Origin of the sequence: Vibrio sp. OPT41 (assembly GCF_015163595.1) — a bacterium.
Lineage (GTDB): Bacteria > Pseudomonadota > Gammaproteobacteria > Enterobacterales > Vibrionaceae > Vibrio > Vibrio alginolyticus.
In genome coordinates this window covers 121,327-146,115 of sequence record NZ_JADDYH010000072.1, presented here as the reverse complement: position 1 = coordinate 146,115, position 24,789 = coordinate 121,327, and the positions used below count along the sequence as shown (strand labels likewise).

General features: G+C 45.1%; 24 protein-coding genes. 22 read left to right on the top strand and 2 right to left on the bottom strand.

The window, feature by feature from the left end:
- Positions 1–244 precede the first annotated feature (244 nt).
- The 3 genes from gyrA (at position 245) to IQP38_RS23500 (ending at position 4,300) form a co-directional block, all read left to right on the top strand.
- The gene (gene gyrA / locus IQP38_RS23510; RefSeq protein ID WP_017636128.1) at positions 245–2,956 is read left to right on the top strand and encodes a DNA topoisomerase (ATP-hydrolyzing) subunit A; all 2,712 of its coding nucleotides are present in this window, start codon (positions 245–247) and stop codon (positions 2,954–2,956) included.
- Positions 2,957–3,079: 123 nt separating this feature from the next.
- Positions 3,080–3,703: a tetratricopeptide repeat protein gene (locus IQP38_RS23505; RefSeq protein WP_193838085.1), complete on the top strand. Its 624-nt coding sequence runs from the start codon at positions 3,080–3,082 to the stop codon at positions 3,701–3,703.
- Positions 3,704–3,745: 42 nt separating this feature from the next.
- Positions 3,746–4,300 (top strand): hypothetical protein, encoded by a 555-nt coding sequence (locus IQP38_RS23500; RefSeq protein ID WP_005376825.1) that lies wholly within the window; start codon positions 3,746–3,748, stop codon positions 4,298–4,300.
- Between the two features lie 118 nt (positions 4,301–4,418).
- On the opposite strand, the gene nrfA is transcribed toward IQP38_RS23500, so the two are convergent.
- Complete coding sequence (nrfA, locus tag IQP38_RS23495; RefSeq protein ID WP_031778935.1) at positions 4,419–5,846, bottom strand: ammonia-forming nitrite reductase cytochrome c552 subunit; 1,428 nt, start codon at positions 5,844–5,846, stop codon at positions 4,419–4,421.
- A 450-nt stretch (positions 5,847–6,296) separates the two neighbouring features.
- On the opposite strand from nrfA, the gene nrfB reads away from it, so the two are divergent.
- The 15 genes from nrfB (at position 6,297) to IQP38_RS23420 (ending at position 20,790) form a co-directional block, all read left to right on the top strand.
- Positions 6,297–6,899 (top strand): cytochrome c nitrite reductase pentaheme subunit, encoded by a 603-nt coding sequence (gene nrfB / locus IQP38_RS23490; protein WP_053306575.1) that lies wholly within the window; start codon positions 6,297–6,299, stop codon positions 6,897–6,899.
- Position 6,900: 1 nt separating this feature from the next.
- Positions 6,901–7,587, top strand: a complete 687-nt coding sequence (gene nrfC / locus IQP38_RS23485; protein WP_017636123.1) for a cytochrome c nitrite reductase Fe-S protein — start codon at positions 6,901–6,903, stop codon at positions 7,585–7,587.
- Positions 7,584–8,555 (top strand): cytochrome c nitrite reductase subunit NrfD, encoded by a 972-nt coding sequence (nrfD, locus tag IQP38_RS23480; protein WP_053304292.1) that lies wholly within the window; start codon positions 7,584–7,586, stop codon positions 8,553–8,555. Before nrfC ends, nrfD begins: the two co-directional genes overlap by 4 nt.
- A gap of 9 nt (positions 8,556–8,564) precedes the next feature.
- The gene (locus IQP38_RS23475) at positions 8,565–10,472 is read left to right on the top strand and encodes a heme lyase CcmF/NrfE family subunit (protein WP_053306574.1); all 1,908 of its coding nucleotides are present in this window, start codon (positions 8,565–8,567) and stop codon (positions 10,470–10,472) included.
- On the top strand, positions 10,450–10,983 hold the full coding sequence (locus tag IQP38_RS23470; protein ID WP_005376839.1) for a DsbE family thiol:disulfide interchange protein: 534 nt from the start codon (positions 10,450–10,452) through the stop codon (positions 10,981–10,983). The genes IQP38_RS23475 and IQP38_RS23470 overlap by 23 nt, the downstream gene beginning before the upstream one ends.
- A complete protein-coding gene (nrfF, locus tag IQP38_RS23465) occupies positions 10,970–11,380 on the top strand; it encodes a heme lyase NrfEFG subunit NrfF (RefSeq protein ID WP_053306573.1) in 411 nt (136 codons plus the stop codon). The genes IQP38_RS23470 and nrfF overlap by 14 nt, the downstream gene beginning before the upstream one ends.
- Positions 11,381–11,526: 146 nt before the next feature.
- Positions 11,527–11,703, top strand: coding sequence for a hypothetical protein (locus tag IQP38_RS23460; protein ID WP_020480909.1), 177 nt, complete (start codon positions 11,527–11,529; stop codon positions 11,701–11,703).
- Between the two features lie 271 nt (positions 11,704–11,974).
- A complete protein-coding gene (locus IQP38_RS23455; RefSeq protein ID WP_025767283.1) occupies positions 11,975–12,571 on the top strand; it encodes a GTP cyclohydrolase II in 597 nt (198 codons plus the stop codon).
- Between the two features lie 174 nt (positions 12,572–12,745).
- A complete protein-coding gene (locus tag IQP38_RS23450) occupies positions 12,746–14,008 on the top strand; it encodes an imelysin family protein (RefSeq protein WP_053304295.1) in 1,263 nt (420 codons plus the stop codon).
- A gap of 92 nt (positions 14,009–14,100) precedes the next feature.
- Positions 14,101–15,483 carry a di-heme oxidoredictase family protein gene (locus IQP38_RS23445; RefSeq protein WP_005376848.1) on the top strand — a complete coding sequence of 461 codons (1,383 nt, stop codon included), beginning with the start codon at positions 14,101–14,103 and terminating at the stop codon, positions 15,481–15,483.
- Positions 15,484–15,493: 10 nt separating this feature from the next.
- Positions 15,494–16,531, top strand: coding sequence for an imelysin family protein (locus IQP38_RS23440; protein ID WP_054866138.1), 1,038 nt, complete (start codon positions 15,494–15,496; stop codon positions 16,529–16,531).
- On the top strand, positions 16,512–17,594 hold the full coding sequence (locus tag IQP38_RS23435; protein WP_193838084.1) for a DUF1513 domain-containing protein: 1,083 nt from the start codon (positions 16,512–16,514) through the stop codon (positions 17,592–17,594). The genes IQP38_RS23440 and IQP38_RS23435 overlap by 20 nt, the downstream gene beginning before the upstream one ends.
- Positions 17,595–17,747: 153 nt before the next feature.
- The gene (locus IQP38_RS23430; RefSeq protein ID WP_005376852.1) at positions 17,748–19,289 is read left to right on the top strand and encodes a L,D-transpeptidase family protein; all 1,542 of its coding nucleotides are present in this window, start codon (positions 17,748–17,750) and stop codon (positions 19,287–19,289) included.
- Between the two features lie 166 nt (positions 19,290–19,455).
- Positions 19,456–20,004 carry a DUF882 domain-containing protein gene (locus tag IQP38_RS23425; protein WP_031778936.1) on the top strand — a complete coding sequence of 183 codons (549 nt, stop codon included), beginning with the start codon at positions 19,456–19,458 and terminating at the stop codon, positions 20,002–20,004.
- 129 nt (positions 20,005–20,133) lie between these two features.
- Positions 20,134–20,790 carry an MBL fold metallo-hydrolase gene (locus tag IQP38_RS23420; RefSeq protein WP_005376855.1) on the top strand — a complete coding sequence of 219 codons (657 nt, stop codon included), beginning with the start codon at positions 20,134–20,136 and terminating at the stop codon, positions 20,788–20,790.
- Between the two features lie 18 nt (positions 20,791–20,808).
- Here the strand turns inward: IQP38_RS23420 and IQP38_RS23415 are convergent, their stop codons facing one another.
- A complete protein-coding gene (locus tag IQP38_RS23415) occupies positions 20,809–21,474 on the bottom strand; it encodes a DUF2982 domain-containing protein (RefSeq protein ID WP_005376857.1) in 666 nt (221 codons plus the stop codon).
- 273 nt (positions 21,475–21,747) lie between these two features.
- Here IQP38_RS23415 and IQP38_RS23410 point away from each other — a divergent pair, with 273 nt between their 5' ends.
- The 4 genes from IQP38_RS23410 to IQP38_RS26780 form a co-directional block, all read left to right on the top strand.
- Positions 21,748–22,152, top strand: a complete 405-nt coding sequence (locus IQP38_RS23410; protein WP_005376863.1) for a hypothetical protein — start codon at positions 21,748–21,750, stop codon at positions 22,150–22,152.
- Between the two features lie 414 nt (positions 22,153–22,566).
- Positions 22,567–23,658, top strand: coding sequence for a TRAP transporter substrate-binding protein (locus tag IQP38_RS23405; RefSeq protein WP_017636112.1), 1,092 nt, complete (start codon positions 22,567–22,569; stop codon positions 23,656–23,658).
- A 115-nt stretch (positions 23,659–23,773) separates the two neighbouring features.
- Positions 23,774–24,313, top strand: coding sequence for a TRAP transporter small permease subunit (locus IQP38_RS23400; protein ID WP_053306570.1), 540 nt, complete (start codon positions 23,774–23,776; stop codon positions 24,311–24,313).
- 12 nt (positions 24,314–24,325) lie between these two features.
- Positions 24,326–24,789 (top strand): TRAP transporter large permease subunit (locus tag IQP38_RS26780; RefSeq protein ID WP_228010175.1); only part of this gene is annotated, 464 nt, incomplete at its 3' end.

Below are 24,789 nucleotides of genomic sequence, written 5' to 3'. Positions count from 1 at the left end.
TTAAAGGAATTTACCTCGCTTTTCCGCGTAAAGGGTCCGATTTTGCTCAATATTGACCGAAATATAACCACTAATCAGAAAGATATGGGATGAGTGTGCAAATTCTCGACATTTGATTCATAACCAAGCTCACAACCTGATAAAAGGAGAGGGAAAGTGATGCCGAAGTGATGAATTGTGTGTTATATTTTTGCACCTTACACGTATCGTAATTACGATCAGATAATAGAGGGATAATGGCTCTATGAGCGATTTAGCTAAAGAGATCACGCCCGTAAACATTGAAGATGAGCTTAGAGGTTCATACCTAGACTATGCGATGTCAGTCATCGTGGGTCGTGCTCTTCCAGATGTGCGTGATGGCCTAAAACCAGTACACCGCCGCGTTTTATTCGCGATGAACGTACTAGGCAACGATTGGAACAAACCATATAAAAAATCAGCCCGTGTTGTCGGCGACGTAATCGGTAAATATCACCCACACGGTGATAGTGCTGTGTACGACACAATCGTACGTATGGCTCAGCCGTTCTCGCTTCGTTACATGCTGGTCGATGGTCAAGGTAACTTTGGCTCGATCGATGGCGACTCTGCTGCGGCAATGCGTTACACCGAAGTTCGAATGGCAAAAATTGCCCATGAACTATTGGCTGACCTAGACAAAGAAACCGTAGACTACGTACCAAACTACGACGGTACTGAGCAGATCCCAGCGGTTCTTCCAACTAAAATTCCAAACCTATTGGTTAACGGTGCTTCTGGTATCGCAGTAGGTATGGCAACCAACATCCCGCCTCATAACCTTGGCGAAGTGATTGATGGCTGTCTTGCATACATCAATAATGAAGAAATCACTATTGATGAACTAATGGATTACATTCCTGGTCCTGATTTCCCAACGGCGGCGCTTATCAGCGGTCGTAAAGGCATTGTAGACGCGTACAAAACAGGTCGCGGCAAAATCTACATGCGTTCGAAAGCGGACATCGAAGTGGAGAAGAATGGTAAAGAGACCATTATCGTCACTGAAATTCCTTACCAGGTGAACAAAGCTCGCTTGATCGAAAAGATCGCTGAGCTAGTTAAAGATAAGAAAGTAGAAGGTATCAGTGCACTGCGCGACGAGTCAGATAAAGACGGTATGCGCATTGTTATTGAGTGTAAGCGCGATGCTGTGGGCGAAGTAGTTCTAAACAACCTTTACGCTCAGACTCAGCTGCAAACCACTTTCGGTATCAACATGGTGGCCCTAAACAATGGCCAGCCACAGCTATTCAACCTAAAAGATATGTTGAAGTGCTTTGTTGATCACCGTCGTGAAGTTGTGACACGCCGTACTATTTTCGAACTGCGTAAAGCGCGTGAACGTGCTCATATCCTTGAAGGTTTAGCTCTAGCGCTTGCTAACATTGATGAAATTATTGAGCTTATCCGTAAGGCACCTACACCGGCTGAAGCAAAAGCGGGTCTTATCGCTCGTGGTTGGGATTTAGGCAACGTTTCAGCAATGCTAGAGCGTGCTGGTACAGATGCTGCGCGCCCTGAATGGCTAGAGCCTGAATACGGTATTCGTGATGGTCAGTACTTCCTGACTGAGCAACAAGCACAAGCTATCCTAGATCTACGTTTACATAAACTAACAGGTCTAGAACACGAGAAGATTCTTGGCGAATACAAAACACTTCTAGAAGAAATCGCTGAACTCATGCATATCCTTGCGAGCACTGAGCGTTTGATGGAAGTGATCCGTGAAGAACTTGAAGCGGTTCGTGACGGCTTTGGTGACGCTCGTCGTACAGAAATCACAGCTGCGAGCCATGATATTGACATGGAAGAGCTGATCGCACGTGAAGACGTTGTGGTTACTCTATCTCACGGTGGTTACGTTAAGTACCAAGTACTGAGCGACTACGAGTCACAGCGCCGTGGTGGTAAAGGCAAGAGTGCGACTAAGATGAAAGATGAAGACCATATCGAGCGTCTTCTAGTGGCGAATACCCACGATAACATCTTGTGTTTCTCTACTCGTGGTAAAACATACCGCCTGAAAGTTTACCAATTGCCTCTAGCGAGCCGTACTGCGCGTGGTAAGCCAATTGTGAACATCCTTCCACTCGAAGAAGGTGAGCGCATTACCGCGATTCTACGTGTTGATGAATTCTCTGAAGACAAATTCATCTTCATGGCAACAGGTGACGGTACGGTTAAGAAAACGCCGTTGAACCAGTTTGCAAACGTACGTTCAAACGGCCTAATCGCTGTGAACCTACGTGAAGACGATTCGTTAATCGGTGTGGATATCACTAACGGCGAAAATGAAATCATGCTGTTCTCTAAAGCGGGTAAAGTGGTTCGCTTTAAAGAAGCAGAAGAGATTCCAGTACTTGATGAAAATGGTAAACCAGTTCTTGATGAGAATGGTCAGCCAGAGATCAAGTTTAAAGGTGTTCGTCCTATGGGTCGTACCGCCTCTGGTGTTCGTGGTATGAAACTGGCTGAAAATGACCAAGTTGTATCACTTATTGTTCCTTCGCACGAAGGCGACATCCTAACGGTTACAGAAAACGGTTATGGTAAACGCACAGCACTTAGCGAGTACCCGACAAAAGGTCGTGGCACTCAAGGTGTAGTTTCTATCAAAGTTTCTGAGCGAAATGGCCCGGTAGTTGGTGCTATCCAGGTTGTTGAAGGTGATGAAATGATGATGATCACCGACGCTGGCACGTTAGTACGTACTCGTGTGGGTGAAGTTAGCCAAGTTGGTCGTAACACACAAGGTGTAACGCTTATCCGTACTGCGGAAGATGAATCAGTTGTTGGTTTGCAACGTATTGAAGAAGTTGATGATGAAGAGCTGCCTGCTGATGAAGATGCAGAAGCGTTAGAGTCAACAGACGAAAATACGCAGCAAGACGCTCCAGCTGCTGATGATGCAGAGGAAGGTAACGAAGAGTAATCTTACATCGTTATCCTGATATGAAAAGCCGAGCCTTAGTTGCTCGGCTTTTTTGTATCTGTATCAACGCATTTAAAGTAAGAAATGCGTACACTGACGTTATCTTTGTTTACAGGACGTGTTATGTCTGTTTGGTTTTTCGCTGCCATCACTCTGATGGGGCTGTTTATCGTACTCTTATCACTGAGTGCATCAAAAGTTAAACCTGCTCAATGGTTTGGCTTTTGCCTGTTAGTACTTGTCGTGACGAGTGCCAGTTTCTTATTGCTGCATCAAACTCCGCCTAAATCAATACAAGCGGAAATGTCACGAATGATGACTGCTCGTGACATCATGAAAGAGATTCAAGACCAGTTGCGTGAAGATCCGAACAACGCTGAATTGTGGTTCCAACTCGGGCAGGGCTACCTGCTAGAGGGGGAATTTGATGGCGCGCTGATTTGTTTTGATTACGCGATCCAACTGACTGAGCCAGTCAGTGCCACGCAACTTGCCGCAAAAGCGACGACCTTGTACTACATTCACCAGCAATCAATGACGCAAGAAGTTAGCTTGCTTTTGGAGCAAGCTTTGCAGATAGAACCGCACAATGAAGCCGCTTTGTCTTTGATCGCAAATGATCATTTTCTGTCATTCCGATTTCAGGAAGCGATTGATGCCTGGGTAATATTATTAGATTCTAATGATCCAAATTTAGATAGGGTGCAAATCATTAACTCTATTAACAAAGCAAAAGAGCTATTGTAAGCGTACAATTTAACAAGCAATAGAGAGAAAGGTGGGCAACGAATGAAAAATAAAGCACTAAGCATATTGGTTTTGCTGTGCGGCTCTGTGCTGGCGGGTTGTAGCTCTTCCGATCATTCTGGCTCTTCCTCTACGGTTTATTATTCATCGGGTTACTACGACCCGTGGTGGTACGATCATGACGACTACTGGATTTATTACTATCCGGGCTGTTGCGATAACGACGATGAATACAAAGAGAAACTGGAAGAGTGGTGGAATGGTTTAGATGAAGACCAACAGCAATCCATCAAAGACAAAGTCGAAGATTGGAAAGACGACGATATGTCCGCCAATATCGATAACATGAAACGCCAACTTGACGATCATTGGCAATCACTGCCTGACGAGCAAAAGCAAGAGATTCGAACCCAATGGGAGAATCGTCCGGAGCATATTGAACCAGCGACTTTACAAGGCAAGGCGGTGAAAGAAAAGGTTCAACAAAGAAAAGCATTACCGGAAACGAAGATCCAGCGTCCAGTTGCTCGTCCAAATGTGCAGATACCTAAAGCACGTCCAAATATTCAACCTAGACCTAGGCTTCCTCGTCGCTAGTACATTCGATTTTTGTCTCTCGATAGAATCAGGATGAAGAGATAAAGATAATAAAGAAAGAAAAGGGGCGTTCAGTACGCCCCTTGTTGTATCTATAAACTAACCTCTGCAAGTTAGACTAATATGTGGCTTCGCGTTCAGCTGCTGCTTTATCCCATTCTGGTGCCACCGTTTCTAGGAAGTGTTTCTTGTCTGCGTTCATCTTATCCATATCCATGCCCAGTGCTTGCTGTGCTTTCGCTTTGGTCGAGATATCTGGAATTTGAACAGGGTCAGTAATGCCTTTGGTTGCCAGTAAGCGAACCAACTTGGTACGGGCGTCAGCAGCGCGGTCAACTGCAGTACCAAGTACTTCTAGTGCTACCTCAGGAGCATGCATGTGGACACCGTGAGAAGCAATCGCGTAGTCCCAACGCCATTGTGCATGGCGAATATCTTGTAGGATAGGTTCCATCTCTGCTTCTGTTGCACCTGCTTTCCACGCTGCGCCTGCTTCAAAGTGTGCCGCTACGATTTGCTTCTCGGCGGTTAGCTTCATGTTCAGTACTTGCGCTTTGCGAGTCGAGACGATGCCTTGTAGCTGCTCTTTAGTTTGGGTATGGCATTGCGCACAGGTGTCTTCAAAACGATCAAATGGGTTACCCACTTTGTGGTCTGTGTACACCGTACCGTCTTCTTTGGTCACTTTAGGCATGTGGCAGTCCACACACACCACTTTGTTTTTACCATGAATACCCGCTCTCCAAGTTTCGAAACCCGGGTGTTGTGCTTTTAGCATCGGCGCGTTAGATACGGCATGCGTCCAATCTTTGAAATTCAACGCGTCGTAGTATTTCTCCATGTCATTAACGGTGGTGCCCATATCCCATGGGAATTTAACCGCTTTAGTTGGGCCGGTGAAGTAGTATTCAACGTGACATTGAGCGCAGACCGATGCTTGCTTATCTAGGCGAGACTGTTCATCAAAGTTTTTACCAATAGTATCAAAAGCACGCTCGACGTATGGGCGAGTCAGTGCCAGCGCGGGTTCGCCTTTCTTGAAGGCTTCAGAGCCCGTGTTGTGGCAATCGGAACAACCGATAGGGTTGACGATTTCTGAGCCTAAGCGTGCCCATTTACCTTCGAAATAACCGTCTTCACCACGTTCATCAATCACGCGAGCAACGTCTGGGCTTTTACAGCTCCAGCACGCCATCGGCATAGGCCCGGACTTCTCGTCGGTTGGTGCGCCAGTACGTAAGGTTTGGCGAACATCATCAAGTGCGTAAAAGTGACCGCGCGCTTTGTTGTAGTCTTTCGCGAAGCCATAACCTGCCCACAGGATAACCATGTTTGGGTCTTCACTTAGAGCATCTTCTATGTGCTCACTTTCGGATGTTGCTTTCCAAGAGTGGTATTGGTCGGGATGGTTCTGTTCAAAGGCGTCATTTCGAGGATCGATAAAATCCTTCTCTTCTGCCGCTAACGGAGCGCCAACCAAAAATAATTGGCTGGCGAATAAGGTCGCAACCGCAATAGGTGCGCTCATCCAGTGTTTTATGCTCACAGTGTTATCTCCATATTCGTTTTTATTAGCAGCGTTGTGAGGAGCTATTCCAAATAAGAACTGGAGATCTACGATTAATAATATTGCTTAATTGGATAGATGAAATAGTGAGTGAATCTTGTCTTGTTTTAGATCAATTTACACCAGTGATCTCAGTCATGTTTGAATTTATATACCTCTAAAGTGGTAGTTGTTAAGTCATTGTTCTGCAATGCTTTGGGTTTTTAACCTTTTTAAAAATAGGGTGATTTAGTTCGCTTTTTGAGCAGGCGTTTCTACCCCTTATGAATAATAGAGGTATTATAAATATAGGTTTAGCGTTGTGGCTTTCCGAAATAAGAATTGATGTCATTTGAAGATCTAAAAAATATCTTCAGAGGAAATTAATTGTCGCTCAAATAAATAATTGAGAATAGTTATCAATTATTATCGAGCTAAGGAAAGAACAATATGGGCAATATAAAATTGACCATAGAGACAATGCTGAAACTTCTCTTCGTCTTTGCCATCTATGGTTTCTCCATCGCCGCCCATGCGACTTCTTCAGAGCCGATTGAAGGTGCTCAAGCTGAGCGTCATCAAGTCGAGTTGATCCGTGACCGTGACTACAAGTGTCTGCAATGTCATAAGGATGCAAAAGAGACTCTGAACCTTTCGCATGACCCGCAAGCTCTACTCAGCCAAGGGAAGCAACTTAATTGCACCAATTGCCATAGCAACATTGGTCCCGACCATCGTGAAGGTGCGCCTGATGTGATTAAGTTTTCTGCCGCGCAATCGAAAGAGGTACACGACAAAGTGTTCCTTGATCCAAGCATGATTCTTAAAGCCAACGGCCAATGTGTGGATTGCCACGCACCGACACAGCTGAGAGAAAGCCACTGGACGCACGATGTGCACGCCAAAAACCTCACTTGTTCAAATTGCCACGATGTACACGCAGCGAAAACCAAAGCGTTGTCGTACGACAGAAAACAACTGATCAAGCAGTGTGTGGATTGTCACTCTGAATTTGCCGTCGAACCTGAACTTGCCAAAGAAGAGGAGAGATAGCATGAAATGTTCGAGAAGAAACTTTTTAGCCGGCAGCGGCGCGTTGATTTTAACTACAGGCGTTGCAGGCACTTCCGTTGTTAGCTCCTCTCTCTATGCCAGCAACAGTGAACAAGCGAAACGCATGGGTATGGTTCATGATGAAAATGCCTGTATTGGCTGTACCGCTTGTACCGATGCTTGTCGCGAAGTAAATAAAGTCCCTGAAGGCGTAACGCGACTTAAAATTCATCGCAGTGAACCGATTGGCGAATTTCCAGATGTGGAATACCAGTTTACTCGCGAATCCTGTCAGCACTGTGATAACCCACCATGTGTGTACGTTTGTCCAACAGGCGCTGCATACAAAGATGAAGCGACCGGCATCGTGGATGTGCACAAAGAGAAATGTGTCGGATGTGGTTATTGCCTTGCCGCTTGCCCTTACCAAGTGCGCTTCTTTAATCCAGTCGATCACTCTGCGGATAAATGTAACTTCTGCCGTGATACCAACCTAGCGCAAGGTAAGCAGCCAGCTTGCGTGGAATCTTGCCCAACAAAAGCACTCATCTTTGGTGATTTGAATGACCCAACTAGCGAGGTGAGCAAAGCTATCGAAAGCCATGTTGTCTATCGCGATAAATCGCATTTAGGTACGCAACCTAAACTGTACAAAATTCCGCATAGCAAAGGGGAGGTGTCATCATGAACGGCTTCGAAAGTGCATTCCACTTTGACTCGTTAGTCTGGGATTGGATCATCGCGATTTACTTATTCCTTGCTGGGATGTCAGCAGGTGCGGTGATGATTTCTATCTATTTAAAACGCAAAGTGATTGAAGGTGATCCCGCAAACAACGGCATCATGAAAGCTATGGCTTGGCTTGCGCCATTTGGCATCATTGCTGGGTTGGTAATTTTGATTTTCCATTTAACCAAGCCTTTAGAGTTTTGGAAGATCATGATCTACTACAACCCAACGTCTGTGATGTCGATGGGCGTGATCTTGTTCCAAGTGTACATGCTGGTGCTGTTTGTTTGGATTGGCGTTATCTTCCGCCATCAAATCATCAGCTTCTGTGAAGGGAAGTTACCAAGCAAACTGCTGGATTTTGCCGATGGCATTTTGATTAAGGCGGGGAAAGCCAACAACGCCATTGAATTGTTCTTGGGCTTCTTAGCCATCGTGCTTGCAGCGTACACTGGCTTTCTATTGTCTGCATTGAAGACTTACCCAATGCTAAACAATCCAGTACTGCCAATCTTGTTCCTGTTCTCTAGTTTGTCCTCGGGTGCAGCGGCATGCTTGATGTTCGGCATCTTGGTGTTTAAAGAGTCGACCAGCAGCCCAAGTGTGTCTTGGGTACACGGATTTGAACGCCCAGTAGTATTGTTTGAGCTGTTTGTCTTAGTGACTTTCTTTACTGGACTGATCTTCAGCGGTGGTCAGAACGAAGTCGCGGCTTGGAATGCTATTTCGAGTGGATTCTGGGCTCAATGGTTCTGGGGTGGGGTAGTGTTCATCGGCATGATAACGCCTTTGACTCTCAATTGGTTGGCGCCTTCTGAAGTGCGCCACAAAGGCAGTTACGTTTTTGTGGTCACGACGTTGAGCTTGGTTGGCGTACTTATGCTGCGTACTTTCATTCTCTATGCCGGTCAAATGACCTTAGTGTAAGGGGGATAAATGGAAGCTGAGCTAGGGTTCTTCTTACTGATATTGGTGGCTGTAACATCGACTTGTGCATCGTTGCTGCATTGGCTACGTCGTGCTATGAGTAAGAAGGCGACATTGCCGCATCAAGTCGCGATGTCCCACATCATTAGCTTAGCTTCCTTCATTTGTTTAGCACTTCTGATCGTCTGCTTCGTGCAAGACAACTTCGCGTTGGAATATGTTGTTACGCATTCCAACAGTCAACTCCCCGTAGCATTCAAGATTGCTGCCGCTTGGGGCGGGCACCAAGGCTCCATGTTGTTTTGGGTCGTCACCTTGAGTTTATGGGCGTCGTTTATTGCATTTAAGTCACCGCTCAACGCCCAATATACTTGTGACTGTTTAGGAATCATGAACGTTCTTATTGCGACATTTGCTTGGTTCACGTTAATGACCTCTAACCCGTTCGAGTATGCCCAAGTATTGGCGTCGGAAGGACGAGATCTAAACCCAATGTTGCAAGATGTTGGGCTTATCATTCATCCACCATTGCTTTATCTCGGTTATGTCGGTTACGCTGCAATATTAGCTTTTGCATTAGCAGCCCTATTGGGTAAACAACCGATGAGCGATTGGTATGTGGTTGCTCGAAGCGCAGCGTTTTTTGCATGGGGAACGCTCACGTTGGGTATCTTGGTGGGATCATGGTGGGCGTACAATGAGCTAGGGTGGGGCGGCTGGTGGTTTTGGGACCCTGTGGAGAACGCTTCTCTACTCCCTTGGCTTACTGGTACTGCTTTGTTGCACAGCGGTGTTGTCGCAACACGTAACAGAGGCGCAATTTGGAGCACCTATGCACTGGCGTTTGCTACGTTCAACCTAAGCATTTTAGGGACATTCGTGGTGCGCTCTGGCGTGCTGACTTCAGTGCACGCTTTTGCGGTGGACCCAACTAAAGGTTTAGTGCTGCTTGGTGTATTGAGCTTGCTTGTCATCATCACTTTTGGCGTATTGATTTTGCGAGGAGAACAACTCCCTCGTTTCAAACTTCAATCTCTAGCGAGCCAAGCTTACACTGCTTATATCGCCAAAGGGCTGCTGGTTATTGCGACTGCCATCGTTTTTCTTGGCACTTTTTATCCGATGGTTTATCAACTGCTCGGCTTAGGGAACATTTCGGTTGGCGCACCTTACTTTAATAGTCTGACCTTTCCATTAAGCATACTGGCTCTGATTGCCTTAGCATTCATGCCAGTGCTGAAATGGACAAAAGGCGCAGTTCCGAGTGGAAGCACTGATATCGCGATTAGTATTGCGTTATCTATAGTCTCTGGGATCGGGTTTATGTTCTCAGTGAACGTACTGCATTTCGAAGTATTGCTAACCATAATATTGGCTACTTGGGTGATTGTGGCGCATCTCGTTATGCTGTTTCGTTGTTCCAATAAGCGCAAACTCATGCCAATCGTGATGGCACATATCGGTTTTGCGCTGGCGGTGAGTGGAGCTGTATTCAACAGTCACTACTCATATGAACATAATTTACGTGTCGAACCCGGCAGTTCTCAACAAAGGGCGGGGATCACTATCGATTATCATGGTATCGAATGGCTGGTGGGGCCAAACTACACCGCGGAACAAGGACAGATCACCTTGCACTTGGAAGATGGCCGCATGCTCAATTTCAACCCGCAAAAGCGTCATTACCCTGTGCGAGTGATGAATATGACCGAGCCCGCGATTCGTTCACTATGGCATGGCGATTATTACGTGACATTGGGTGATAAAGTCGACACTCATGCTTATGCGATTAAAGTTCAGTACCGCGCAGGTATTTGGTGGATATGGTCTGGCGGGCTACTAGCTGTGTTTGGTGCGCTATTAACCGGCCTAAAGAAAAGGAGAGAGGCTATCAATGCGATCGAGAAATACGCTTAAACTCGCAGGTCTGTTTGTGGCTGTTGCCGTGTTTGCTGTAGTAACTGCGGTGGCTTTGTCTGAGCGACCACATGTTGAATTGTCCCCACAACGAAATTTAGATGCACCTAATTTTCGCTCTACTTCTCTGATCTCTGATGACATGGTTTCTGAGCAGTTGTTCAAAAGCGACGGATATAAATTATTGAATGTTTGGGCATCTTGGTGCGGAGTATGCAAACGAGAGCATGAAGAATTATTGCAGTTAGCAGAACTCGGTGTGCCTATTATTGGGCTGAATTATAGAGATCAAAAACAAGCCGCTCGTGAATATTTGAGCTCTAAACGAAATCCATATATTGAAGTAATTAGTGACCCTAATGGAAAGCTCGCTGTGGAGCTAGGTGTTATCGGAACGCCGGAAACTTACTTGATTGATCCAAATGGTCGTATATTGATCAAATATCGTGGAGAGCTAACGGCAGATAAATGGAACGATATATTTTCAGGATACTTGAATGTTTCGATTTAATAATCTTCTCCTCACTTTAATCCTATTTATACTATTTTCTCCTTTCACGAGAAGTGCGGATATAGAACAGAATGTTGATCTGTTTGAATTTCATTCCGTTGAAGTGCAACAGCGTGCAACCTCGTTAGCCAAGGCATTACGCTGCCCGCAGTGTCAAAACCAAAACCTTGTCGAGTCTAATGCACAAGCGGCTAAAGACCTGAGGTTGAAAGTGTATACGATGGCCAATGAAGGCAGCTCAGATCAAGAAATAAAGGACTATCTAGTTGCTCGTTATGGGAATATTGTTCTGTACCAACCACCATTAAATTATTCCACGGCGCTGTTGTGGATCTTTCCTGTGCTATTTTTGATCTTTTTTGTCTTATATTCGATCCGAATGGTGAAGCGTAATTAATGTGACCGTTATTCCACTATTAAAAATAAATTGTGCACTTAACAAGCAGAATGTTATCATTTTTCCGAATTTATGAAGTTTCCAGTATAAAGAAAATAAAAATTTTGAGCTGGATAAGTAATAAAAGAACGAAATAGGTGCACGCAGTGGATTCAGTTATATTACAACTTAAAAAAGACTTCTATTCGCAGATTCGTGCATTGCAATCACCGAACCTGCCTCAAGTTACTTCAACGCTCGCCGTGTTGACCGACGAGGAAATCCAAGAACTCGAAGCAGTTTGGATTGAACTCGCCGTTTGGAAGCGCAGTCAGACCCATTAAAAGATAGACCAAACGACCTTCTTGAAACCCCAGACAAAATTTGTCTGGGGTTTTTTATTGTAGTTTTTTTAAATTGTTATAATATAACAATTGTTCAGTTGGAGAGTGTTTCTCTTTTGCTGTCTTGAGTGGATAACTGCCCTCAATTGTGATCTCTATATTGCAAAATGCGGTATCAGTCCCCATAGTTGAAGAGCAACGAGTAAATCCCATGAATGCAATAACGAAAACGCATCAAGCGCATCAAGCAATAAATCGAGTGAGTATAGATATGGCGGAAGTACGTGCCAGAGTAGATTTTAAAGTCGGGGCAAAAAGTAACATTGATGCCGAAATTCTGTCTTTCCATGGTCTGAAGACAGACAAAGAGCATGTTGCTATTATCTTTAAACAAGCGGACCAAACTCAGGACATGCCTTTAGTTCGTATGCACTCTGAGTGTTTGACAGGCGATGTGTTCCACTCTTCACGCTGTGACTGTGGTGAGCAACTAGAAGAGACGATCAATCGCATGGGCGAGTCCGGTGGTATCATCTTGTATCTCCGTCAGGAAGGTCGTGGTATTGGCTTGTACAATAAGATCGATGCATACCGCTTACAAAGCCAGGGCATGAACACGTACGAAGCTAACAACCATTTGGGCTTTGATGATGACCTGCGTGATTTCACAGAAGCAGCACAAATGCTAGAAGCTTTAGGCGTGAATAAGATCCGCCTCGTGACGAACAACCCTAAGAAAATCCGTGAGTTATCTGAGTACGGAATTGAAATTGGCGAGGTTGTCAATACCTCTGCACATATCAAAGATGGCAACGAAAATTATCTGAAGGCAAAAGTCTCTCACGGAAAACATGACCTAAAGGTTTAATCCTAAAGATAAAACTGACAATAAAGTCTGTGAAAAACCTCATTTTTATGAGGTTTTTTTGTATCTGGAGTTGCAAATAAATTGTAAATTTGTATTATCTCGAGACTAAAGTGCAAATAAGAATAATTAGCACTACCAATACGATAATTGAAAAGCTCAACAAGGATGCTTCAGATGAATGCAAAAAAAGTTTTAGTCCAATCTATTGCTGCATCACTCCTCATTGCCAGTGGTTCTACCGTTGCTGCCACAGTAACTAAACAACAAGTAGTCGAACATTACGCGGACGTTGCCCATGCTGTATTTGCTGATTCAGTAACAACAGCGAAAGCGCTTGATGTGAAAATCGACGAATTTCTACAATCACCATCAGCGAAAAAGCTTGAAGAAGTAAAACAAGCTTGGCTAGATTCTCGCGTGCCTTACCAACAGTCTGAAGTTTTCCGTTTTGGTAACGCGATTGTTGATGATTGGGAAGGTCAGCTGAACGCATGGCCACTTGATGAAGGTTTGATTGACTACGTAGCGGCTGATTACCAATACGAATTGGGTAACGAGGGCGCTGCTGCCAACATCATCGCGAACACAAGTCTGCAGATTGGTGCTTCTAAACTGGACGTTTCAAAAATCACTCCAGAATTGCTAGCGGATCTAAACGAAGTAGGCGGTTCTGAGGCAAACGTTGCATCAGGTTACCACGCGATTGAATTCTTGCTTTGGGGTCAAGACCTAAACGGCACTAACGCGGGTGCAGGTCAACGTGCTTACACTGATTTCGTCGTTGGCTCTGAGTGTACGAATGGTCATTGTGATCGTCGTGGTGAGTACCTAAAAGCGGCCGCTGATCTACTGGTTCAAGACCTAGAGTGGATGGAAAAGCAGTGGTCTGCAGAAGTGAAAGGCAACTACCGTGAAGAGCTATTGAACGAATCTGCTGACAATGGTCTTCGTAAGATGCTATTCGGCATGGGTTCTCTTTCTCTAGGTGAGCTAGCGGGTGAGCGCATGAAGGTGGCACTAGAGGCAAACTCGACTGAAGACGAACACGATTGTTTCTCAGACAACACGCACAACTCTCACTACTACAATGAGCAAGGCATCTACAACGTTTACACAGGTACATACAAAGGTGTAAACGGCAAAGAGCTATCTGGTCCAAGTATCGCTGACCTTGTTGCTCAAAAAGACAAGAAAGCCGCGACCGAAATTCAAAAGCAGTTTGATACAACACGTAGCCAAGTTGGTGAGCTAGTGACTTCTGCAGAGAAGAACAACCAGCACTTTGACCAACTTATTGCAGCGGGTAACGCACAAGGCAACGCGCTAGTAAACGACACCATCATGTCGTTGGTAGCACAAACCGGTGCGATTGAGCGTGCGGCAAGCATTGTCGGCATCGACAGCCTAAGCCCTGATACTGCTGACCACGAGTTTTAATAAGAAAACCATAATAAATAAGGGCTCTTTGTGAGCCCTTTTGACGTTTGAGCTCGTTGTTATCACCCTTGTTGTCTATGTAGAGCAATGATATGAAGCCATACCTAATTTCTGCGCTAGCCGCGATCCTTTCTTCTTCTGCCATGGCTTATGATGTTAAGTCTGGTGGCAAAACCAGTGTTAAAAAAGACGGCGCGAATGCCTATTCTCTTCCTGCTGCTAACTTGCCAATGAGCAAACGCCTCGACTTTAGCGTAGGTAACAGCTTTTTCCGTAACCCTTGGGTACAAGCGCCAGCGTCAACGGACGCTCGTGATGGCCTAGGCCCGCTTTTTAACACCAATGGTTGTCAGAATTGTCACATCAAAGACGGTCGTGGTCATCCGCCAGAGAAAGATGATTTACATGCCGTGTCTATGTTAGTGCGCTTAAGCATTCCTGCGATGACGCCAGAACAAAAGAAAGCTTACATCAAAGATGGCGGCATACCTGAGCCGACTTATGGTGGCCAGCTTCAAGATTTCGCTCTGCAAGATCAAACGCCAGAAGGCAAAATCGAAATCACTTACACCGATGTCCCAGTGAAATTTAAAGACGGTACGACGGTGACGCTAAGAAAACCTCATTTGAACATTACCGATCTGGGTTACGGCGATATGCACCCTGATACCGAGTTCTCAGCACGCGTGGCACCGCCAATGATCGGCCTTGGTTTGTTAGAGAGTATTCCCGACGAAACGCTACTTGCTTGGGCTGATGAACAAGATGCCGACAAAGACGGTATCTCAGGCAAAGTCAATAAGGTGTGGGATATTGAGAAGGACGACTTCTCGATTGGTCGTTTTGGCTGGAAAGCAGGACAACCGACGCTAATGCAGCAAAATGCAGCAGCATTTAATGGTGATGTGGGTCTTACGAGCCATTTATTCCCAAATGAAAACTGTACCTCGAAACAAAGCATTTGTGACGACATGCCAAATGGCGGCAAACCAGAGGTGAGTGAAAATATTCTCGACTTCGTAGAGTTTTACAGCCAACACTTAGCCGTACCTATTCGCCGTAACGTCAATGATCCTAACGTGAAACTTGGTCAGCAAATCTTTGCTGCGTCTGGCTGTGAAAGCTGCCACAAGACCAGTGTTAAAACGGCGAAACGACCAGAGTTACCAGCGCTTTCTGAGCAGCTTATCCACCCATACACAGACATGCTTTTGCATGACATGGGTAAAGGCTTAGCCGATAACCGTCCGGAATACTTAGCAAACGGCCGTGAATGGCGAACGGCACCGCTATGGGGCATTGGTTATACCGAAGAAGTAAACGGACACACTTACTTTCTACATGATGGCCGCGCTCGTAACCTGATGGAAGCGGTGTTGTGGCACGGCGGCGAAGCTGAAACGGCGAAACAAAATGTTTTAGCTCTGAACAAAAAAGAACGTGATGCTCTCATTGCGTTTCTGAACTCTCTATAAGGAAGCAACCATGAAAAAAACACTGTTAGTGAGTGCGATTGCCGCAACGTTAAGTTTGGTTGGTTGCCAATCGACCATCGGTTCGAGCTCAGCCAAGCCTGAGAGTACAAGTCATATTTCTCAAAGCGTGTACGAGGTTGAGTTTCAATCAGCTCAGACGTTTTTAGCGCAAACCACAGAACTTGAACAGCGCTTCGCGGATTACTGCGCATCAGAGTCGAAAGATGATGCACAAGTAAAACAGCAATGGCATCAAACGATGCTTGCGTGGATGGCATTACAAGGTCAAGAACGTGGCCCTGCTACGGCGTTGGAGCAAAGCTGGAATGTTCAGTTTTGGCCAGATAAAAAGAATACCACTGGTCGTAAAATGTCTGTACTGACGAAATCTGATCAAGCTTGGAGTGCAGAAGATATCTCCACCCAAAGTGTCACCGTGCAAGGTTTAGGTGCATTGGAATGGCTGCTTTACGATAAAGCGTCGACCTTATCTAGCAACGGCAATACTTGTGTGACAGGCGTAGCGATTGCAGAAAACCTCGATAACAAAGCGCAGATCATCGCGGATTCTTGGGCAGAGAACCCTTGGAAATCGCTAGAGATGACGGAATGGGAGTCTGAGTACATTTCACTGCTCTCGAATCAGCTTGAATACAGCATGAAGAAGTTGAGCCGACCGCTAGCGAAGATTGGTAAGCCTCGCCCGTATTTCTCAGAATCGTGGCGTTCAGAGACCTCGCTTTCAAACTTAAAAGCCAACCTTCAAGGGATGGAAGCGTTGTACTTTGCTAACGGGAATGGTCTAGATGCGCTACTTAGAGAGCAAGGCCATGCAGATCTCGCAGACCGTGTCGTTCATCAGTTTGAAATGGCGTTAGAAACTTGGCCAGAAGATAAGAGCTTGTTTGCTGCACTACAAACAAAAGAAGGCTATCGCATGGTGCTCGCTCAATACAATAAGCTAGAGCAATTGAAGTACCTGATTCACGAAGAAGTGGCGATCGAGCTTGGCGTAGTTATAGGATTTAATGCAACCGATGGTGACTGATCAAACCCGCCGAACCTTGCTGAAAGCCGCTCTATTCGGGGCGGCTACACCTATGATGCCATTTGGTTGTTCTTCAACAAGCTCACGTGAGCCTGCGTTGATCGGCTGCTCTATCATTGGCCGAGACAAATTCGCAGCGGTGGTGGCGGATGAGCATGGTATGCCGCTATCTTCATTGCCGATTCCTGAACGTGGTCATGGTGTAGCAACGAACCAACAAGGCCACGCCGTAGTCTTTGGTCGACGACCTGGTACTTTCTTCATGGTATTTGATTTTCGCTCAGGGCAGATGATCAAACTGCAACTAGCAAAGTCAAATCGTCATTTCTATGGGCATGGCGTTTACTCCCATGACGGCACATTACTATTTGCCACAGAAGGTGAGAGGGGGACAAGCCGTGGGATCATTGGTGTTTATGATGTACAGAAGCAATATCAAAAGGTCGATGAGTTAACGGGTTTTGGTCTTGGTCCTCATGAAGTGATCATGATGCCTGATGGTGTATTGGCGATTGGCGTCGGTGGCGTACACACTAACGGTCGTGAACCTCTCAATCTTGATAGCATGAAACCCAGCCTGAGTTACCTTTCACAGAAGGGTGAGCTACTGGATCAAGTGTCTTTACCGGATCATAAGTTGAGTATTCGCCACTTAGCCCATGATGGTGCGGAAACCGTGCTTTGTGGTCAGCAATATCGTGGTGAGCCGGACGAGTATCCAGCTTTGATCGCCATGCACACGCGTGGTGGTGAAATGCAAGATCTTCAAGCTGAGCCTGAAGAGTGGGCGCGTTTCAATCACTACGTTGCGAGTATTGCAGCAACCGATGAATGGATCTTAGCCACTTCGCCTCCGGGCAGTTGTTATGGTATATGGTCTAAATCTACGGGCAAATTGGTCGAGCTAAGTGCGTTACCAGATGCCTCTGGTGTTGTGGTCTATGGCGATGAGTTCCGAGTCAGCTCTGGGGCGGGAAAAGTGGTAGAGCAAAGACCAGAGGAGTCAAAAAGTACCTTCGCAAGCGGAGTGCAATGGGACAACCATTGGTCGAGAATTATCTAGAAAGATCATTGAGTAATTACTTATAGAGAGTTTTGTTGTCGTTTTCGGCATCAGATTCTTAATTTTAAACCTGCAAGCTGTGAGATATTTGCCATACTTTTTATTATGGCAAGTAGCGCAAGGATCATTTCAGTGTTTGCTAGGGTTTTAATCATGACGGCACTTCTGGTGCCGTTTTGCAGCTTTTCCACCGTCGTTTCTCTCGAAGCTTCAGCGCAAGTCGAGCAAGAGGGAGCGGTACAAAAGCTGTCTGTAGAAAAAATGATCCATTATCCAGAGGTTATTGATCAACTGTATCAAAGCACCAATTACCGTTTGAACTGGGAAAATGAAAGTGATATTGAGCAGTTTCTTTTTCAAGTAAACCTGGTTGCACTTGCGGATGTCACCGATGAATTCGAAAATCAACTTCACCGGATAAACCAAGTAAGGTGGCAGGGAGATAATCTCGACTTCGATTTAGTGATGACAGATTCACTCTTGATGTACCTTAGTTATCTTGAGCAACTCCCCGAAGAAGGGATTAATTGGCTATTTACAGACAAAGCCCATGTTACGTTACCCGCTCCTAGCATCGATACTTTATCGGTTCTGAGTAATGAGATTACGGTTGGCAAACTTGGTCAGTTTTTGGCAAGTCTCCGGTCTCCATTACAAACAGATGATGCTTTCTACTCCGCCTATTCTTCGCTATCGGAACATTCTCAGTACCAATATCCTGCCTATCAACAAACTGGGCTAGCACGTGTTGGCGATATATTAGAAAACAGACCCCTATTGATTGAGCGAATGGAGATCGTAGGCGTAGATGTTTCTTACTTGGATTTAGTCACTGAAGAATATGACGAACAATTAGAGCTTGCGATAAAAGAGTTCCAGCGTATTCATGGTTTGAAAGAAGATGGCGTTATCGGCCCGAATACCATTCGATGGATCAACTTTTCTCCTCAAGAGCGATTGCATCTGCTGGCGTTGAATTCTGAGCGTTCAAGAATTTGGTCGAAAGAAAGGGATAATGTTGTCTTTGTTAACGTGCCTGGATACGAAGTCACGTATTGGCATGACGGTCAACCCTTGTTTGAGTCTAAAGTCGTGGTAGGGAGAGCATCAAGAAAAACGCCCATCATGTCGGTAGCACTGGATTCAGTTATTCTCAACCCAACTTGGAACGTGCCTTGGACTATCATGGTTAAAGACATTATTCCTAAAGTAAAACGTAATCCGATGTATTTGATTAACCATAACATTCAAATCATTCGGTCTTGGACTTCGAACGAAATTATTGACCCTACAACCATCAATTGGGCAACGGTGAATCCGAGAACATTTCCTTATCGTATGCGACAGGCGTCGGGCTTACAAAATGCACTGGGATTGTACAAGTTCAATATGCCTAACCCACAAGCTATTTATTTGCATGACACGCCAAGTAAGAACTTGTTTGAACAGGACAGACGCGCATTCAGCTCAGGATGTGTCCGTGTCGAACATGCAGACCAGTTAGCAGAACTTCTGTTCAAAACTCAGGGGTTGGAAGAACGTTTAGCGAAAAAGCGAGAAAGTTCTCGTCGGTCTAACACGTCAGTTCCTTTGGGAGAGCGCATTCAAGTACACATCATTTATCAAACAGCATGGTTGGAAGAGGGAACGCTTTACTACCGTGATGATATCTATAAGTACGATCACCGCAGTTGAAATCTTTAAGGAAAATTTACAAAACGAAGAATTCTCTTTTAGTTCAATAATTAATCAATAATTACTGCATCTGAAAATCAAGATGGAGTGTTTTATGCGTTTGACGTGACAAATGTGTTTGGTTAATGTCCACGACTTGTCTAGTTGTTGAGCACTGTATTTTGAAATGGTAAGTCGTAACTTTTCCCGCCGAGATTTCCTTAAAATGACCGCTGGTGGTGTGGTGTTGGCGTCTGCCCTGCCATCATTTTCTTGGGCTTCACTCCCTGACGAGCCACGTGCGCTGGCGATGAACAACCTTAATACTGGAGAGATCCTCGAAACATGCTATTTCGATGGAAAACGATACATTAATGATGAACTTCAAAGGCTGAATGAGTTTTGTCGAGACCATCGACGAAATGAGGTTCATCCCATGGATCGACGCTTGTTCGATCAAATAAGCCAAATTCAAAAGTTAATTGGTACAGAAGCAGAGGTGATCGTCATTTCAGGTTACCGTTCTCCTGCCACTAATGCCTCGCTGCGCAACGGGTCTTCTCGTGTAGCGAAAAAGAGCATGCACATGGAAGGAAAGGCCATTGATTTCCGTTTAGACGGTGTGAAGCTTTCAACAGTTCGTGATGCTGCATTAAGCCTAAAAGCCGGTGGCGTGGGTTATTATCCAGGCAGTAACTTTGTTCATATCGATACGGGTGCTGTTCGTTCTTGGTAGTGCCAGTTGAGACAAGGTTTCTAGTCTCAGAACGTCGTCGATTACCCACAGTTCAAAGCTTGAAGTCGCTAGGCCTTAGTGTCATAGTTGCGGCAGTTTTCACGCAAATTTATTCGGTATAGGTTATCTATGGCTCTGAAATACCAAGTTGTTCCAGTAACATCTTTCTCTCAAAACTGTTCTATTGTCTGGTGTGACGAAACCATGAAAGGCATTGTGGTTGACCCTGGCGGCGATGAAAAGCAGCTCGCTATGCTTATCAAAGAGCTGGGTGTTGACGTGGTAAACCTCGTGCTAACACACGGTCACTTGGACCACGTAGGTGGCACGGAGCCGCTGTCTGCACTGCTTGGCGGTACAGAGATTGTTGGTCCTCACAAGGCAGATAACTTCTGGTTGCAAGGTTTGGAAGGTCAGAGCCAAATGTTTGGTTTCCCGCTGACAGAAGCGTTTGAACCGCACCAATGGCTAAATGAGGGTGACACTGTCACTTTCGGTAATCAAGTGCTGAACGTATTCCATACACCTGGTCATACACCTGGTCACGTTGTGCTTTACAGCGAAGAAGCGCGTTTAGCGTTTGTGGGTGACGTTTTGTTTAACGGTAGCATTGGTCGAACTGACTTCCCACAAGGCGATTTCAATACGTTGATTAGCTCTATCAAAGAGAAATTGTGGCCTTTAGGCAATGATGTCACGTTTGTCCCTGGTCACGGCCCTCAATCGACTTTCGGTCACGAGCGTAAAACTAACCCGTTCGTTGCTGACGAGATGCCGCTTTACTAAAAGTGCGTGTACTAAGCATTATTCTGGCTCGGCGGCAGCTAAGTATCGCCGAGTCAGTCCCACAAAGTCCTCAGCCTCACGATCTAGATCACTTGCTGATATAAATAGATCGTAGCCGTAGAAACCTCTCTGATACTTCATCCGGTTGGCGAGCATCGCTAACAAACCTTTGTACTCAATCCCATCTCTGTTTATATACGGTTTAGGGTCAAGCACCATATCCTCAAACTTATCTTCACACTGATTTTGTTTCGCGCCCAAGTAAAGCAGTGCTCGCTGGCTGAGGAGAATTTCTGTCGCTATACGAGGGCAGATTGAATTTAAGTAGGGTGAGTAGTGTTTTAGACGAATACCGATCCAAGGTAGCGGTTGGTGCCACCCTTCCTGTTGGTAGCTACAAATACCGATTGACTCAATATTTCGCCATCGGACGACCCAACCCCCTTTAAAAAGGTGTTGCTGAAAGTGAGAAGCTGTCAGCGTAAAAGTGACTTGGCTTTTCTTAATCATCAAGATGGCGAAACCAACGATTGCAGACATCAAAATGACCGACAACATGGCTTGCTTCCATCCCGGAGAAATGGCAACCAAAAACAAAGTGATGAGTGCAACGAGCAACAAAAGTATTCTGTTGATAGGGGAGTCGGGTTTGAAATGTGAATTTGTTAGGTGCAGCGTTTCCATGCTTATAACCTCATCGAATACTTGTCCAAAAATAAGTGGGTAGCTTTATGTGCATTGATTTGCATTTAAAATAAAACAAACCTCTGTTTTTATACCCAGTATTCAATAAATCCGTTCATAAAATATCTGATTAAATAGTAGACGTTCTATGCTTTGAGCGCATTTTTCATCGCGTTTCGCCGCTAAAACCTACAAATTGCTTGTGAATTTTGGTATAAAACGCGCTTCAAATTTTCATCCCTGCTGAGATGCAGTGAACTGGAGAAATATTCAATGAGACTTGCTCATAAGCGTAAAGTGCAGATGAAACTGCAAAAACGCATTAAAGCGACAGTAGCAAACTTAGCTGCAGCACCTAAAGCAGTGAAGCCTGTTGCGGAAAAAGCAGTAGCACCCTCTGTTGCTGAAAAAGCTGTTGCGGAGAAAGTAGTAGCTGATAAAAAAGTAGCTGCAGTGAAAACAGTTGATGTTGCCCTTACTCCTAAGCAACAACAAGTATTAGACATCGTTATGGCGAATGCTGAAGGTATTAACCCTAAAGGCATCGGTCTAGCTGCAGGTCAAGAAGATACTAAAGCGGCATCATGGGCTACTGGCGCACTAAAGAAGCTTCTTGAAGAAAACCTAGTTCAAAAAGAGCAGTTAGCAGGTAACAAAGTTATCTACAAAGCAGTTTAATTACCGCTACCGTTCTGGATTGAATACCTCGGCCGATGCCGAGGTATTTTTTTATCTTGGTATTGGAAATAATGCATTAAGTACTGACTTTAACACTACCAATAAGTGGTTTGTCACATTTTCTTAAATACTATGTAAATTTTTTGGCAGAAAAATACGTACGTATTGTCTTTTATTTTTATTCATAGATAAAAATATAATTTATTGATTTTGCTATTAACAGTCTTTTGTCATGACGGTTCTCCTACGTACTTGTACGTAATACCTTAGGCTAATGCCTTATTGATGAATTACTCGCTTCCGTGTTCATGCCCATTTCGCATTAGACAACATTGTTACATCTTTTATACCGAATACAGCCAATCCTAATGAAATGGATGACAACAATAACCTTGGTGATAAAGGACGTGAACGATGAGTCTAATCCAAAAATCTTTAAAACGAGTGCTCAAAACAACCGCTGTCGCTGCCGCGATGGCACTCGCAGCGACTTCTGTAAACGCTGCTGAAAAAGTCTATCGTTTAAAGCTTGCTGAAACTTGGGGGCCTAATTTCCCAATTTTTGGTGATACCACAAAAAACATGGCCAAAATGGCGGAAGAGATGTCCAACGGACGTTTGCAAATCCGCATTGATTCCGCAAACAAGCATAAAGCGCCTTTTGGGGTGTTTGATATGGTTAAGTCGGGTCAGTATGACATGGGTCACTCAGCGTCTTATTACTGGAAGGGTAAGGTTCCAAACACACTTTACTTCACTTCTATGCCCTTCGGTATGTTGCCAACTGAGCAGTATGCATGGTTTTACTACGGCGGTGGTATGGAGCTGATGGAAAAAGTGTACTCTCCACATAACTTGATGTCTTTCCCTGGCGGTAATACCGATACTCAGATGGGCGGGTGGTTCCAAAAAGAGATCAAGTCCGTCGAGGACTTACAGGGTTTGAAAATGCGTATCCCAGGATTTGCTGGTGAGATTTTGGCTGAGTTAGGTGCCAAGCCAACGAATATCGCCCCTGGTGAGCTATATACTTCTCTAGAGCGTCGCACAATTGATGCCTTGGAATGGGTTGGTCCATCGCTGGATCTACGTATGGGCTTCCACAAAATCGCGCCTTACTACTACACAGGTTGGCATGAGCCAGCGACTGAGCTTCAGTTCCTCGTTAACAAGCGCACCTGGAACCGTCTACCTGATGATCTAAAAGCGATTTTGCAAGTAGCCATGAAAACGGCCGCTTACGATATGTACACGCAATCGAAACACGAAAGCGGCAAAAACTGGGCATCTATTAAGTCTGAATACCCAAATGTTGAAGTAAAAGATTTCCCACCTGAAGTAGTAGCTGCGTTGCGAGAAGCAAACGATCGTTTGTTGAAAGAACATGCAGAAAAAGATGCTTTGGCGAAAGAGATTCAAGAGTCGCAAGCGAACTATATGAATCAAGTTCGACCATGGTCAGATATTTCGCACCGAGCGTACTTAAACAGTCAAGCTCAACAATAACGTTATGAAGCAGGCGATGCCGAGAGGTTTAGCCTGCTATCGAAGCCCAAGAAAACTTCATAATGAATGCTCCGCACCATAGCGGAGCGCATCTAAACGTTCCACGGAGTTCGGAATGAGAAGTCTTATTTATATTGAGCGATTATTTAACCGCTTTAGCGATTTTCTCGGATGGTTATCCAGCATCCTGTTTATTTTGTTGTTAGCAAACGTTGTGTACGACGTTGTCATGCGTTACGTGTTTAATGATGTGTCTATCGCATTCCAAGAAATGGAATGGCATCTATTCTCTGCCGTGTTCTTGCTTGGTGTGCCTTACGCAATTAAGTCCGGTGGCCATGTTCGCGTCGACATTTTTTATGAACGCTTATCTTACAAAGCACAATCCATCATCGACATCATAGGCACACTATTTTTCTTATTCCCTTTTTGCCTACTGGTAGCTTGGTTTGGTGTTGATTTCGCTAAGGAAAGTTACGCGTTAGGCGAGACGTCTGGTGACCCAGGTGGCTTACCATATCGTTGGATTATCAAAGCGATGATTCCGCTGTCATTTTTCTTTATGGCGGTGAGTGGTATTGGATTGTTACTTCATTCAATCAACAAAATTGTCAACCCTCATCTCATCTATGCCGGTAATAACGGTAAGTCGTAAAAGGAAGTCATTATGATCGGTATAGTGATGTTTTTTGTTGCGCTCTTTGCGCTTCTATTGGGATTTCCCGTTGCCTTTACTTTTGGTGGTATCGCGCTGATTTTTGGTGTTTGGGCTGAAGGCATCGAGATGTTTGCTTTTATGCCATATCGAATTCAGTCCATTATGGAAAATACGGTGCTAATGGCCGTACCGCTGTTCGTTTTTATGGGGCTAGTGCTACAGAAAACGAAGCTTGCTGAACAGCTACTAGAATCAATGGGGCGTTTGTTCGGTGGCGTTCGCGGTGGTATCGCTATTTCTACCGTGTTAGTTGGCGCATTGCTTGCAGCTTCAACGGGTGTGGTAGGCGCATCAGTTGTTGCGATGGGCTTAATATCTCTTCCTGTGATGCTCAAGTACAATTACGACAAAGGTTTAGCGTGTGGGACTATTTGTGCGTCTGGCACGTTGGGCCAAATTATCCCACCTTCTAT

What these genes read in the sequence shown, in the direction of transcription:
- IQP38_RS23420 (WP_005376855.1), top strand. Translation starts at nt 20,134, where the DNA reads ATGGCTCTGAAATACCAAGTTGTTCCAGTAACATCTTTCTCTCAAAAC.
- nrfC (WP_017636123.1), top strand. Translation starts at nt 6,901, where the DNA reads ATGAAATGTTCGAGAAGAAACTTTTTAGCCGGCAGCGGCGCGTTGATT.
- IQP38_RS23435 (WP_193838084.1), top strand. Translation starts at nt 16,512, where the DNA reads ATGCAACCGATGGTGACTGATCAAACCCGCCGAACCTTGCTGAAAGCC.
- IQP38_RS23410 (WP_005376863.1), top strand. Translation starts at nt 21,748, where the DNA reads ATGAGACTTGCTCATAAGCGTAAAGTGCAGATGAAACTGCAAAAACGC.
- nrfD (WP_053304292.1), top strand. Translation starts at nt 7,584, where the DNA reads ATGAACGGCTTCGAAAGTGCATTCCACTTTGACTCGTTAGTCTGGGAT.
- IQP38_RS23425 (WP_031778936.1), top strand. Translation starts at nt 19,456, where the DNA reads ATGGTAAGTCGTAACTTTTCCCGCCGAGATTTCCTTAAAATGACCGCT.
- gyrA (WP_017636128.1), top strand. Translation starts at nt 245, where the DNA reads ATGAGCGATTTAGCTAAAGAGATCACGCCCGTAAACATTGAAGATGAG.
- IQP38_RS23455 (WP_025767283.1), top strand. Translation starts at nt 11,975, where the DNA reads ATGGCGGAAGTACGTGCCAGAGTAGATTTTAAAGTCGGGGCAAAAAGT.
- IQP38_RS23405 (WP_017636112.1), top strand. Translation starts at nt 22,567, where the DNA reads ATGAGTCTAATCCAAAAATCTTTAAAACGAGTGCTCAAAACAACCGCT.
- nrfF (WP_053306573.1), top strand. Translation starts at nt 10,970, where the DNA reads ATGTTTCGATTTAATAATCTTCTCCTCACTTTAATCCTATTTATACTA.
- IQP38_RS23500 (WP_005376825.1), top strand. Translation starts at nt 3,746, where the DNA reads ATGAAAAATAAAGCACTAAGCATATTGGTTTTGCTGTGCGGCTCTGTG.
- IQP38_RS23400 (WP_053306570.1), top strand. Translation starts at nt 23,774, where the DNA reads ATGAGAAGTCTTATTTATATTGAGCGATTATTTAACCGCTTTAGCGAT.
- nrfB (WP_053306575.1), top strand. Translation starts at nt 6,297, where the DNA reads ATGGGCAATATAAAATTGACCATAGAGACAATGCTGAAACTTCTCTTC.
- IQP38_RS23470 (WP_005376839.1), top strand. Translation starts at nt 10,450, where the DNA reads ATGCGATCGAGAAATACGCTTAAACTCGCAGGTCTGTTTGTGGCTGTT.
- IQP38_RS23440 (WP_054866138.1), top strand. Translation starts at nt 15,494, where the DNA reads ATGAAAAAAACACTGTTAGTGAGTGCGATTGCCGCAACGTTAAGTTTG.
- IQP38_RS23475 (WP_053306574.1), top strand. Translation starts at nt 8,565, where the DNA reads ATGGAAGCTGAGCTAGGGTTCTTCTTACTGATATTGGTGGCTGTAACA.
- IQP38_RS23505 (WP_193838085.1), top strand. Translation starts at nt 3,080, where the DNA reads ATGTCTGTTTGGTTTTTCGCTGCCATCACTCTGATGGGGCTGTTTATC.
- IQP38_RS23415 (WP_005376857.1), bottom strand. Translation starts at nt 21,474, where the DNA reads ATGGAAACGCTGCACCTAACAAATTCACATTTCAAACCCGACTCCCCT.
- IQP38_RS23430 (WP_005376852.1), top strand. Translation starts at nt 17,748, where the DNA reads ATGACGGCACTTCTGGTGCCGTTTTGCAGCTTTTCCACCGTCGTTTCT.
- IQP38_RS23445 (WP_005376848.1), top strand. Translation starts at nt 14,101, where the DNA reads ATGAAGCCATACCTAATTTCTGCGCTAGCCGCGATCCTTTCTTCTTCT.
- IQP38_RS23450 (WP_053304295.1), top strand. Translation starts at nt 12,746, where the DNA reads ATGAATGCAAAAAAAGTTTTAGTCCAATCTATTGCTGCATCACTCCTC.